General features: G+C 65.5%; 12 protein-coding genes and 3 pseudogenes. 5 read left to right on the plus strand and 10 right to left on the minus strand.

The window, feature by feature from the left end; genetic code table 11:
* The 3 genes and pseudogenes from HUW53_RS21290 to HUW53_RS21300 all read left to right on the plus strand — a co-directional run.
* Positions 1–584, plus strand: a pseudogene (locus tag HUW53_RS21290) (isocitrate lyase/phosphoenolpyruvate mutase family protein); the annotation flags it as partial.
* A gap of 103 nt (positions 585–687) precedes the next feature.
* Entirely contained in the window at positions 688–1,002 is a 315-nt protein-coding gene (locus HUW53_RS21295; protein ID WP_237347754.1) for an AlbA family DNA-binding domain-containing protein, read from the plus strand.
* A 617-nt stretch (positions 1,003–1,619) separates the two neighbouring features.
* Entirely contained in the window at positions 1,620–2,474 is an 855-nt protein-coding gene (locus tag HUW53_RS21300; RefSeq protein WP_237347763.1) for an ATP-binding protein, read from the plus strand.
* A 210-nt stretch (positions 2,475–2,684) separates the two neighbouring features.
* Here HUW53_RS21300 and HUW53_RS21305 read toward each other — a convergent pair whose 3' ends face one another.
* The 7 genes from HUW53_RS21305 to HUW53_RS21335 form a co-directional block, all read right to left on the minus strand.
* Positions 2,685–3,563 (minus strand): IS1595 family transposase, encoded by an 879-nt coding sequence (locus HUW53_RS21305; protein ID WP_237347755.1) that lies wholly within the window; start codon positions 3,561–3,563, stop codon positions 2,685–2,687.
* 676 nt (positions 3,564–4,239) lie between these two features.
* On the minus strand, positions 4,240–5,196 hold the full coding sequence (locus HUW53_RS21310) for an FAD:protein FMN transferase (RefSeq protein ID WP_237347756.1): 957 nt from the start codon (positions 5,194–5,196) through the stop codon (positions 4,240–4,242).
* Positions 5,177–7,369, minus strand: a complete 2,193-nt coding sequence (locus tag HUW53_RS21315) for a PepSY domain-containing protein (RefSeq protein ID WP_237347757.1) — start codon at positions 7,367–7,369, stop codon at positions 5,177–5,179. Before HUW53_RS21315 ends, HUW53_RS21310 begins: the two co-directional genes overlap by 20 nt.
* A 17-nt stretch (positions 7,370–7,386) precedes the next feature.
* Positions 7,387–7,857, minus strand: a complete 471-nt coding sequence (locus tag HUW53_RS21320) for a DUF2271 domain-containing protein (protein WP_237347758.1) — start codon at positions 7,855–7,857, stop codon at positions 7,387–7,389.
* Positions 7,858–7,892: 35 nt separating this feature from the next.
* On the minus strand, positions 7,893–8,285 hold the full coding sequence (locus HUW53_RS21325; RefSeq protein WP_237347759.1) for a hypothetical protein: 393 nt from the start codon (positions 8,283–8,285) through the stop codon (positions 7,893–7,895).
* 48 nt (positions 8,286–8,333) lie between these two features.
* Entirely contained in the window at positions 8,334–9,686 is a 1,353-nt protein-coding gene (locus tag HUW53_RS21330) for a sensor histidine kinase (protein WP_237347760.1), read from the minus strand.
* The gene (locus tag HUW53_RS21335; RefSeq protein WP_237347761.1) at positions 9,683–10,354 is read right to left on the minus strand and encodes a response regulator transcription factor; all 672 of its coding nucleotides are present in this window, start codon (positions 10,352–10,354) and stop codon (positions 9,683–9,685) included. The genes HUW53_RS21330 and HUW53_RS21335 overlap by 4 nt, the downstream gene beginning before the upstream one ends.
* 137 nt (positions 10,355–10,491) lie before the next feature.
* Between HUW53_RS21335 and HUW53_RS21340 the strand changes: the two genes are divergently transcribed.
* Positions 10,492–10,788, plus strand: coding sequence for a PepSY domain-containing protein (locus HUW53_RS21340; RefSeq protein WP_237347764.1), 297 nt, complete (start codon positions 10,492–10,494; stop codon positions 10,786–10,788).
* An 84-nt stretch (positions 10,789–10,872) separates the two neighbouring features.
* Here the strand turns inward: HUW53_RS21340 and HUW53_RS21345 are convergent.
* Positions 10,873–11,151: pseudogene (locus HUW53_RS21345) on the minus strand (transposase); the annotation flags it as partial.
* Positions 11,126–11,398 (minus strand): annotated as a pseudogene (locus tag HUW53_RS22170) (transposase); the annotation flags it as partial. The pseudogenes HUW53_RS22170 and HUW53_RS21345, both read right to left, overlap by 26 nt.
* Between HUW53_RS22170 and HUW53_RS21350 the strand changes: the two are divergent.
* On the plus strand, positions 11,370–11,564 hold the full coding sequence (locus HUW53_RS21350; RefSeq protein WP_237347765.1) for a hypothetical protein: 195 nt from the start codon (positions 11,370–11,372) through the stop codon (positions 11,562–11,564). The pseudogene HUW53_RS22170 and the gene HUW53_RS21350 sit on opposite strands and share 29 nt — an antisense overlap.
* Before the next feature lie 153 nt (positions 11,565–11,717).
* On the opposite strand, the gene HUW53_RS21355 is transcribed toward HUW53_RS21350, so the two are convergent.
* Positions 11,718–12,300, minus strand: a 583-nt coding sequence (locus HUW53_RS21355; RefSeq protein WP_237347762.1) for an isocitrate lyase/phosphoenolpyruvate mutase family protein, incomplete at its 5' end; no start/stop codon positions are given.

The raw sequence follows: 12,300 nt of genomic DNA on the forward strand, positions 1-12,300 counted from the left end.
TGCCGGCGCTGGAGCGGTCCATATCGAGGACCAGCTTCTTCCGAAGAAGTGCCGCCACCTCAACGACAAGAAGCTGGCGGACCCCCGCGATATGGCCGCCAAGGTGGCCGCGGCCGCCAAAGCCCGGCGCCATCTCTACCTCATCGCCCGCACAGACGCGGCGGCCAGCGAGGGGATCGACGGCGCGGTGGCGCGCGCCAAGCTCTATATGGAGGCCGGTGCCGACGCCATCTTCCCAGAGGCGCTCAACGATGCGGAGATGTTCCGCGAATTCGCACGGCGCATGCCCGGCGTGCCGCTTGCTCGCCAACATGACCGAGTTCGGCAGAACGCCCTTCTTCACCGCTTCCGAGTTCGAGGCGATGGGCTATCGTCTGGTGATCTGGCCCGTATCCTCACTGCGGGTGGCCAACAAGGCACAGGAAAAGCTCTACGCGACGCTCGCGCGGGATGGCTCCACACAGGCAATGGTGGGCGAGATGCAGACGCGAGCCGAGCTCTATGACCTGATCGGCCTCAGGCACTTCGAGGCACTCGATGCGTCGATCGTGGCGACCCTGGTCCCGACGCTCGCGGCAGAGTAGCTGCCCCCCATTCGGTCGGGGGATTATCCCCTTTAGACAAGTTCCATGGTTTAGCGTGACAGCTCCCCCATGATCGCCATGATGCGGATGGGGAGGAGCCGTTATGATATCGAGCAAGCCTGTCGCTGCGCTGATTACCGAACTCAACGAAAGCGATGAGACTGAGCACCTTGAAGCCAAGGAGTGCGGGACAGATACGGTCGGCAAGACCGTATATGAAACCATTTGCGCCCCGAGCAACGAACAAGAACTCGGCGGCGGAACGATATTTCTTGGCGTTGAAAAGGAGTTCGCTTTATTCCATTTATACATAGTATTTGGCGTCAATAATCCAGACAAACTGCAGTCTTATATATCGTCGGCATGTGCAACGATGTTTAATATGCAAATTCATGTTGATATTTCTGTCGAAAAATAGGCAAATTCAAATATAATACGCTATGATGTTCCATAGTTTCAGCGGAACCAGAAGCAACTTTACTTTAAAAACCAAGGGTTGCCGCGGGGCGCATATCGCCGATGCGGCCCGACTGACGTGCGGTGTACTGATGAGGATTTATTTGCATTCTTCCAAAACAAGACAAGTGAGGCATATGATACCAGCTTGCTGGAAGAATCTACTTGGGACGACATTGATCCGAATGCCGTATCGGCATACAGGCGCGCTAGGGCGGAGGTGAACAGGATCGCTGAGGAGCTAAACTGGCCAGACGACGATATGCTCCATGCGCTAGGAGCCGTAAAGAAAGTTAACGGGGCGATTCGGATAACCGTCGCTGGCCTTGTCCTGTTCGGAGGGGCTCGTCTCTGCGCCGGCTGATGCCTAGCCATAGGGTAGACTATGTGAGAGTCCCAGGGACGCAATGGGTTTCAGATCCAGATTATGTTTTCGATTCTGTTGACATCCGTGGTCCGCTTGTTTTGGTCGTTCCAAGGATAATTTCAGCAATAGTCGACGACCTACGTAAATCGTCAAAAATCGAAGAGAGCGGCGGTGGAAAGCGCTCTGAAATGCCCATCATTCCCTACCGGGTAATGCGTGAAGCGGTCGTTAATTTGGTCACGCATAGATCGTACCAGGTATCCCACCCGGCTCAGATAGTGAGATACTCAAATCGACTCGTCCTGAAAAATCCCGGATACTCACTGAAATCACAGGACAGACTCGCTGAATCCGGCTCCGCCATAAGAAACCCGCATATTGCTGATGTTCTTCACGAGACTAGATTCGCAGAGACAACGGGTAGTGGCATTCGCGTCATGAAACAAAAGATGGCGCAGAGCGGATTGTCTGCGCCGATATTCGATTCAAATAGGGATGCGGATGAGTTTACCGCAACGTTTCTGCTCCACCATTTTATGAGCGAGGGCGACTGGAGTTGGCTTTCTCATTTCAAGGAGTTCGAACTTAGCGAAGAGCAGACGAGGGCGCTGATCTTTGTGCGGGAAGTGGGTGCAATCGACAATTCGAGCTATCGCAGCCTTACCCAAGTGGACACCCTAACGGCCAGCAAGCAGTTGAGGGCTCTCCGGTCTCAGGACCTGCTCGCCGATAAGGGGAGCGGTGCACGAACCTATTATGTCCCCGGACCCAAATTCCCAGCCGATAACATGGATGCTGCATCCGCTAAAACGGATGGTAGCATGGATGCTAACAGGCGTGGCGTCTACTCGAAGGGAGGGGCAATGATGGCGTCCATCGCCGACTTGCCAGTGGCGCTGCGCCTTCGTATCCAATCTCTTGGCAAGCGATTGCAGCCTGATGAGGCAATGGACGTTGTGCGTGCCCTTTGCGAAGGGCGCCCGCTGTCGGCAGAGGAACTTGGATCATTGCTCGGGAAAACGCCGGCATATGTGTCTCAGAAATACCTATACGGCATGGTAAGGTAAGGGGAGCTTTCCTATCTCTTCCCTGAGATGGTGAAGCACCCTGGACAAAAGTACCACCGCACGCCGAAGCCTGACGGGGGAGGAGATTGATGATAAGTTTGATCGAAGCGATAAATAGCGGGAATTTAGAAGCGTTCATAGCCCAAGAGGAGGCGCGCGGCGTTGGCTCAGCCGATAAGGCGGACCTAGACCGCGCGCTAGAGGTGCTGATCAAACAGCCCCAATCAGAAGATCGAACATCGCGTTCCGCATCTCCCGATGGTTCGACCGGAAAGCGAACTCGTTGAGGCAGCGGTCCATGTACTTCGCCGACACGTGGATGTGGGTGGAGCGCACAGACGCTTTGAACAGCTTCCAGAACGACTCCACGGCGTTCGTGTTGTGAACCACCCCGTGGCGATAATCGAAGTGGGACCATTCCTTGGCGCCGTGTTTTACCTGTCCGTGCACGTAGCCGTCGCCCTCCAGTAAGCCGTAGCTCATGAGTTCGTTGGTCGAGACGACAGAGCCCGGCTCAACGTTCCGGTTCACCACATCGCGAAGCGTGGCCTTCTTCACGTCCGGGATCACCTCAGTGGTGAGCCGTCCGCCACGCTCCTTCATGCCCATGACAATGGTCTTGCCAGCAGCGCCACGTCCGCGCTTGCTGGGGCGATGACCTCCGACATACGCCTCGTCGGCCTCGACATGGCCTTGCAGCATCGCGAAGCCGTCCGCCTTTTCCATGAGGAGGCGGATTTGCTGGCCCATGCGCCACGCGGTCTTGTAGGTCACGCCAAGGGTGCGCTCCAGTTCCTTGCCGGAGACGCCATGGCGGGTCACGACGAACAGGTAGATCGCATAGAACCACGTCTGGAGCGACGTGCGGCTGTCCTGAAAGATCGTGCCGGCGCAGGGATAAACATGATCGCCGCAGGCGGCGCAGGCATAGGCGCGGCGCCCACTCATCTTATGGAAGGTCGCATCCTTGCCGCACTTGCCGCACACATAGCGCAGGCCGTACCGCACGTCCATGATGTGCGTCAGGCACGCGTCGCCATCGGGAAAGCGGGCGAAGAACTGGCGGACGGTGAGCTTTTCGGACGACATGGCGAACAACCTCTGTTGTCGCCAATATGCTCCGAGCTCATACTTGCGTAAAGGGGATAATCCCCTTTGCTTTTGATGCCGACCGTGCGCTACTCCAATACATGTCATCCGATTCAAAGGTCTGGTGATATTGTCATTCTGGGCAATGCCCATTCAATCAATTGATATTAAATGTATCGTATATTTTATATATTCAGGATATTTTTGTAATTTTAGACGTACAGAATATTAACTGCGCATTCGATAATATATAATAAATTTTCTATCGATCAATTTTGATGATATTATTGATGCCTCCTTGTTTTCAAGGCATCCAGGTGGCGTCGCTCCGACTCTGTCTGGCAGTGGTTCTTGCAGCGAGAACGGCGTGCGGTCGAACAACTGATACCAACGGCCTGTGGGCGTGGCTCACGGGGCTTTGGTCAAGCCAGCGCGGCGCCTGAGCGAACCCACTTGGCACCGGTCAAAGACCGGGGCCGATGGTATGAGTGCCGTGGCGATTGAGGTTCATGATATCGGCGGGTCGGCATCTGGCCTCCTAAAGATTGGGCTTTTTTCATCATTAAGAGTCGAGGTGCTCTCAGGCGGCGTGCGGTTGGGGCCATTGCCGCATTGCGATGTCTCAAGGGGCAGGCCTTGAGCCGGAGCGCGCCACCGACGGTCGCGGCATGGTCGCTCATGGCCATGTCGCCACCACCTCCCCATCGGTCCGCACGAACAGCGCGGCAAGCCCGAGGCGGCGGGCGAGCGCCAGGCCGTCGCGCGCGCCCCGCACCATCAAGGCGGTGGCCCAGGCGTCCGCCGCCATGCAGGTGTCGGCGAGTACGGTGACGGCGGCGAGGTCGTTCTCCAGAGGCGCGCCGCGAAACGGGTCCATGGTGTGCGAGAGCACCCGCCCGTCGACCTCCAATTGGTGGCGATAATTGCCTGATGTGGCGACGGCGGCGCCGGACAGCTCCAGCACGCCGAGAATCGCCCGCTCTCCCGGGGTGGGTTTCTCGTGGGCGACGGTCCAGGGCTGGCCGTCGGGCTTCGTGCCCGCGGCCCTCATCTCGCCGTCGATGCCCACCAGCCAGGAGGCGATGCCCGCCGCCGTCATCTCTCGCGCCAGCTCATCCACGCCGAAGCCCTTGGCGATGCCGGAAAGGTCGAGCCGCAGCGGCGCCAGCCGACGCGCGCGACTGCCCATCGGATCGAGCTGAAGCGTCTTCGGCGGCTCGAACGAAGGGCGGCCGGCGAGCGCCGCCATGCGCGCGCCATCGGGCACGCGCGCGCCGCCGCCGAAGCCCCAGGCCCGGACCAGATCGCCCACGCCGATGTCGAACGCGCCCTGCGACAGGCGACCGATCTCCAGGGCGGTCGCGAGAACATGGGTCAGTTCATGGGGGATCTCCACCCAGGTCCCCACCGGCGCTGCGTTGAGCCGCTCCAGATCGGAGTGCGGCCGCCAGGTGGACATCTGCTCTTCCACCCGGTCGACGGCGCCCTGGAGGCGGCGGGTCAGCGCCGTCTCGTCCACATCGCCGGCCGCGTGGAACAGGGCCGACCAGCGCGCGCCCATGGCGGGGCCACTCAGGGCGCGGCGGCGGAGCGCCATCGCGCTCAGGGCCGGATCAGTAGACATCTTCGACATAGCGTCCACACGACTTGAGGCTGGGAAGGTCGAGGCCGAGCGGGCGCACCACCGGCTCGAAGGCACGGGTCACCGCATCGGCCATGTCGCGGCCGCCGCACACCAGGATCTGCGCGCCCTGGCGCACCAGCTCCCTGAGGCGCGGCGCATCGGCGGCGATGCGGTCCTGGACATAGGCGCTCGCTTCGCCATCCCGCGAGAAGGCGGTCTTGAGGGAGGTCAGGCGCCGTTCGGCCAGATGCTGGGCCAGCTCGTGCTCGTAGAGGAAATCGGAGGCGGCACTGCGTCCGCCCCAGTAGAGATGCACGGGGCGTCCCGCCGCATTGGCGCGCACGAAGCCGGCGAGCGGCCCGATGCCGGCGCCGGCGCCGATCAGGATCAGCGGCCCGCGCCCCGCAGCGGGGTGGAACGCCGGATTCTCGCGGATGAAGGCGTTGATGGCGCCACCAGGGGCCAGCATGTGCAGGAAGGTGGAGCACCGCCCGCCCTCGCGCAGCCGCACGCAGATCTCCAGCACCCCGTCGCGGGTGGACGAGGCGAGCGAGTAGAAGCGGGGCATGACCTCTCCCGGCGGGAGGATGCCCACCAGATCCCCCGCGGCGAAGGCCGGCAGGCGGCCGGGCGCGCCGGTGCGCGGATCGAGCGGCGCCTGAAAGCGCAGGATCGCCACCGGCGCGCCCACGGCCTCGCCATAGAGTTCGCGCCCGGCAAGCACCAGCGGCATGGTCTTCGGCGGCTCGGCCATGTGGGAGAGCTTGAGATCGTGCCCCAGCGCGTCGCCGAGGTCCCGCCCCCATTGGGCAAATTCCTGGGACGAACGCCGATCCACTCGTTTCAGGGGCAGAAGGGGCGGGCACCCTCTGGCGTCGAGCGCATCCGCGACCTGCTGGGCGAACCGGCAGAAGTGGGGGAAGTTGCGATCGCCGAAGCCCAGCACCGCCGCCGGCGGACGCCCCGGCAGGCGCGCGAGGTGGGACAGGAAGCCCTTGGCCGAGGCCGGCGCATCACCCTCGCCATAGGTGGCGGTGAGGATCAGAAGCCGGTCGGCGGCTAGATGCGCCGCGCCCACATCGTTCATGGCGGCGATGTGCACCCGGTGGCCGGCGGCGGTGAGGGCGGCATGCAAGGTGCCGGCGAAGCCCCAAGTGGAATGGCCTTCGCTGCCAACAAGGATCACCGTGTCGGCGCCGCGCACGGGGGCATTCGCCGCGATGCGCGGACGGGCCGCCCGCCGGCGCGCCCACAGGACGATGCCGGTGGCTCCCAGCACCGGAACGGCGGCCGAGGCGAGGCCCAGCAGCAGGCCGAGCCCCCAGGCGCCGCGCCCGGTGTGAAGGGTGCGGATGACGTCATTGATCCGCGCCAGCGTGGTGGCCGGGGTGAAGGCCAGGGCTGCGCCGGTCGCCGCGTCGATCTGCATCTCGCCCGCGGCGGTGCGCAAGGTGAAGACGTCAGTGGGGTCCGAGGGATCGGGGAAGGTCAGCTCGCGCAGGTCCGCCAGCGCGGCGGATTGCAGCGCCGCGAGCGTGCCCACCGGCGCCGGCGCGCCGCCGCTTGCGGTGACGGCGGGCGCGATCTCCTGCGCCTCGGGGATGAGGCCGAAGGTGCCGGCGGACATCCACAGGCCGGTGAGGGAGGACAAAAGAAGGCCGGCGACGGCGAGCCGCCCCAATTCGCCGTGCCAGCGCTGGGCTGGCGTGCCGCGGATGGGTCGCAGTAGCGCCCGCGCGCCTCCGAGCCGTCGCGCGAGCAGCGCGATGCCGGACACGCTCAGCGCCAGCATGGCCAGCGCGCCGATGCCCACCAACGCCCGGCCCGCGTCGCCCACCAGGAACGCGCGATGGAGATTGGTGATGAAGCGTGTCGTCTGCGACACCTGATAAGGGCCGCGCTCCGCGCCGGTGGCCGGATCCACCCGCTCCACGCCGCGCGCGGCCCCGTCATCGAAGGTGACCGTGAGGCTGCCATCCGCCCGCTGGCGGATGGCGCTGATGCCCGGATGGCGCGCGGCGACCTGCGCCGCGAGGTCCGCGACGCTGGTGCCTGCGGGCACCATGGGAGCCGCCGCGCGGTCGAGCGCCGGCTGGACGGAAAGCGCGGTGCCGGTGACGGCGACCAGTGTGAGGCCGAGCGCCAGCACGATGCCCGGCAGCCCGTGAAGAGCGCGCAGCATGACGATGTCCGTTTCGTTTAGAAGGTGACGGTGAGGGACTTGACGTAGCCCTTGCCTGCGAAAGGCTTGCCGGATGCGCCGGCATCGAGTGGCACCACGACCTCGGAAGGGTTGTCCAGCCCGTCCTCGACCGCCGTGTCCACATGCAGCTGATAGCCGGCGCCGATCATAGCGTCGGCGAGATCCAAGGTGATCTTCAGCGTCTTGCCAGACCCGATGCTGGCGCCGGTGATGCCGTCGATCTCGGCCGGCCGCCCGCCGGAGGCGCGTTGCCAGTCGCTGAGGTGGCGATAGTATTTCGCCTTGCCGCCGGCCATCCACAAGGTGCCCTTGTAGGCCCCGGCGGCGTCGGTGACGTACAGCACCACATAGGCGCCGTTGCCGCCATACGGCTTCAGCGTGGTTTCGAAAGTGACGGGCTTCGCTTCGGCGAGCGCGGGGGCTACCAGCGCGGCGGTGACGGCCACGGCGGGGAGAAGATATTTCATCGGCGGGTTCCTGGATGAGAAAGGCGGGGACGGGCTCACTGCACCTCGACCTTGGGCCGGGCTTTGCCGTTGAAGAGGCCGTTGTCGGGCACCGGCGCATGGGGATCGGCAGGGCCGCTCTGGAGCACGCCGCTCCCGCCGCCACGCGCGTCATCATCATCGTCGTCGTCGTCATCGTCATCATCGCGGTGATGGCGGTCGTGATCTCCATCGCGCTTATGTTCGGACTTTGAGTCCGCAAGGCGCATCGCGCTGGTCGGCGCCGAGGCCTCCCGGCTCTCGTGTCGCTCGTGACCGAAGTGCGTGAGGGATTGAACATCCGACGCCGCCAGGGCGATGCCGATGCCAGCGGTGGACAAAAGAAGGGCCGCTCCGACCACGGTGCGCGTTTTCATGGCTGCCTCCCGGCTGCTGTTGACCGGGTTCACCCTCATGCGCGCACCTGACAGTGACCTGAAACGCGAACGCAATGGCGTTCAGCTTCCCGTCAGGATCGGGGCCGGAAAGTGCACCATCACCCGGAAGCCGTCCGTCTCCCCCGGCACGGGCGAGGCAAGATCGAGCCTCAGTCCGGCGCCGCGGCATACGGCGGCGGCGATGGCGAGGCCGAGGCCGGAGCCGTCCGCCTGGGTCGGCCCGCGCTCGAACGGGCGCAGCAGCATTGCCAGCCGGTCGGCCGGCACCACGGGGCCGCGATTGGAGACCTCCAGGCCCGCATCGCTCAGCCGCACGTCAATGGGGGTCTCGGGCGCGCCGTGCTTCAGGGCGTTCTCGATGAGATTGCGGGCGAGGATCGCGAACGCGTCGGGGTCGAGATCGCTGACCGGGCCGCCGTCGGGCGGGATCGTCACGGCAAGGTCTGGGCCCCGGTCAGTCTGGCGGTCGATCTCGGCGATCACGTGGCGCAGCACCGGGCCGAGCGGTGCGGGCCGCTCGGCCAGAAGGCCGCCGCCTTCGGCCTTCGCCAGTTGCAGCAGCTTTTCGGAGAGGCGGGAGAGGCGCCGGAGCGCACTGGCCACGTCCCGTGCCCGCTGGCGGTCGGCCCCCTCCGGAAGCTCGGCCAGCAGGCGCTGGGTCTGCGCCAGCGCGGCGGCGATCGGGGTTCTCAGCTCGTGGGCGCTGTTGGCGGTGAAGCCCCGCTCCGCTTCCAGCGCCCCACGCAGGCGCTCCATCAGCGCGTTGACCGAGGCGGCGACGCTCGCCATCTCCTCCGGCAGGGCGTCCGCCGCCACCGGCGTGAGATTGCCGCGGCCGCGCGCCGCGATGGCCTGGCGGAACGCCAGCACCGGCTTGAGCGACAGCCGCACCGAGAGCCAGACGCCGACCAGCGCGATGGGCACCAGAGCGACGAGCGGCCAGATCAGCGCCATCACGGCCCGCCGCACCGCCGCGGCGCGGTGCCCGAGCTCCTCCGCCGTGGTGACAACGATGGTGCCGCGCACCGCCGCCTCGGTGTAGGTGCGCAGGCGATCGGTGGTGCGGAAGCCCGGCGCAAGGCCGGGCGGAATGGCCATCAGCTCCGCGTCGCTGGACTGGAGCAGCACCTGTCCCGCGCCGTCGCGCACCACATAGGTGATGTATTCCCGATGGGCCCCGATGGGCGCCATGTGCTGGGGCGCGTCCCCGGCCTCGCGGGACAGCAGCTCCGAATAAGCGAGCGGCAGCACCCGTTGCGCCACCTCCTGAAGCGCGCTGTCGAACACCTCGTCGATCTCGTGCCGCAGCACCAGCCCCGCCACCGTGGCCGCGGCGAGCCACAGCGCCGCGACCGAGGCCGCGAGCCACAGCCCGAGGCGCCGGCGCAGGCTCCACCGGCGCGGGCCGCTCACGCCTCGGCTCCCGGCGTGCCCAGGCGATAGCCCATGCCGCGCACGGTCTCGATCACGTCGGCGCCGAGCTTCTTGCGCAGGCGGGCGATATAGACCTCGATGGTGTTGCTCTCCACCTCCGCGTCGAAGGAATAGAGCCGTTCCTCCAGTTGCGGCTTCGACATGAGCTGGTGCGGCCGCTGCACGAACGCTTCGAACAGGGACCATTCGCGGGCGGTGAGCGCCACCATGCGCCCCGCCCGCCGCACCGAGCGGGCGGCCAGATCGACCTCGATGTCGCCAAGGGTGACGAGCGGGTTGGGATTGCCCGCATAGCGCCGGCCGACCGCGCGGATGCGGGCGCTGAGCTCGAACAGGTCGAACGGCTTGACGAGATAGTCGTCGGCCCCGGCGTCGAGGGCCGCGATCCGGTCGGAGATCTGGTCGCGCGCGGTCAGCACGATGACGGGCGTCACGTCACCCGCGCTCCGCAGCCGCTTCAGGAAATCGGTGCCGCGGCCGTCCGGCAGCATCAGGTCGAGCAGGACGAGCTCGAAGGCGGCGGCATGGAGCGCGACTGCGGCCTCGCCGAGGTGCGTCACCCAATCGGCGGAGTGGCCGTCCGCGACCAGCTGGTCCCGCACGGCCATGCCCAGTATGGGATCGTCTTCGACCAAAAGGATACGCATCTGTCACCTCGGCGCGCGGCGTGCCAACTTAGCGCGGCCCATTCATGATGGGGCGGCAGAATGTATCCCCGTGTTCAGGTGGGCGTCAGCTCTCCATGCTTCATCTGGGCGCGGGGCGTGCGGAGGAGAGGGATAAGGTGAAAAGCACATGGTTCGCGGCCTGCCTGCTGGCCGCCTGTCTTGCCGCCTGTCTTGCCGCAGGGCCGGCGGCGGCCGACCGCGACTGCAATGTGCCGCTCGCCGACTGGCAGCCCCGCGAAGCGCTGCAGAAAAAGCTGGAAGCCGAGGGCTGGACGGTCCTGTCCATCCGTTCCGACGATGGCTGCTATAAGGTTCTGGCCACAGACGTCCAGGGCGCGCGCCTGAAGGCCAAGTATGACCCCGCCAGCCTCGAGCGCATTCGCGATGGACGGGACGGGGCGGACGACGACTGAGACCCTCGTCCGGCAGTGTCTCAGAGTGCGTTTGAGAAGGGCATTGGCGCATGGCCATCTGTGCAGCAGTGTGGCTGAAGCTGCGATGGTGATGAGGGTTTCGGCAACGACGGGGATCTGCTCGTAATCGCGCACGAGACGACGGTTCTTGGAGATCCAGGCGAAGGTGCGCTCCGCCACCCATCGACGCGGTAGAACCTCGAAGCCTTTGGTCCCGGCTCCACGGCGGATGATCTGGAGGGTGATGTGGGCCTTGTGCGCCGCCCATTCCACCAGGCGCCCGGCATAGCCGCCATCGGCGAAGACGCGGGCGAGGAACGGGTAGCGCCGGCGCGAGGCCTTGAGTGGCAGCTTGCCGACCATCGCGATCCTGGATGGCGGCGCTGTGGACGCATACGCAGAGCTGGCGCCCGTCCGTATCGGTCAGGATGTGCCGCTTGCGGCCGGTGATCTTCTTGCCCGCGTCGTAGCCCTTGGTGTTCCCTTTTGACCGGTGGTGCGCACCACCGGGCTGTCGAGGATCGCCGCCAAGGTCGACCTGCTCGGCCGCACGGTTTTCTATCCTCCCCGTGGATGAGGCCATGGCCAAGAAGAAGAGGTGGAACGCCATGCCGTTCCCCGCTCTGGTCGCGGCGCTGTGGGAGCGCTGCGGCGATCATTTCGTGCGGGCCGACGAGGAGCCGCCGGACTCCATCCCCGACCTCACCACCGGCGGGAGCGGTGTCGCCTATGGGTCGCTTTATGTGGACTGGAGGTTGCCCTACGGCGCGACCTGAGTGCCCCATGGCTCCATCCCGAACCCGCCGGAGCCGGTGAAGCGGGCCATCTCGCCCCGCGCAACAACCAGGGCAGGCTCCAGGACGCAACGCGGGCGGCATCGGGAGCAAATTCGCGCTCTGCTCTCGATGCCGGCCGAATGGGACTGCCGGCTACTCGGCCGCGAGCGACGGCACCACGGTTGCCACGATCGAGGCATCGAGCGCCTCGAAGGCCTTGAGGCCGATCATGTCATAAAGCTCCGCGCGGGTTTGCATCTCGCCTACCATGGCTTCGGTCGAGCCGTCACGGGCGAGGGTGGCATAGAGCTTCTCCTGCGCCTTGTTGGCGACGCGGAGCGAGGATACAGGCCAGATCACCAGCCGGTAGCCCATCGCCTCGAACTCGGCGGCGGTGAAGAAGGGCGTCCGGCCGAACTCGGTCATGTTGGCGAGCAGCGGCACGCCCGGCATCCGCTCGGCGAAGGCGCGGAACATCTCGGCGGTGGTCAAGGCCTCGGGGAAGATGGCGTCGGCGCCGGCCTCCACATAGAGCTTCGCCCGTGCCACCGCGCCGTCCAGCCCCTCGCTCGCCGCCGCGTCGGTGCGGGCGATGAGGTAGAGGTGGCGCCGGGCCTTGGCGGCGGCGGCCACTTTGGCCGCCATGTCGCGCGCGTCCGCCAGTTTCTTGTCGTTGAGGTGGCCGCACTTCTTGGGCAAGAGCTGGTCCTCGATGTGCACGGCGCCGGCGCCCGCC

The sequence above is a fragment of the Xanthobacter agilis genome, from assembly GCF_021730435.1.
Taxonomy (GTDB): Bacteria; Pseudomonadota; Alphaproteobacteria; order Rhizobiales; family Xanthobacteraceae; genus Xanthobacter; species Xanthobacter agilis.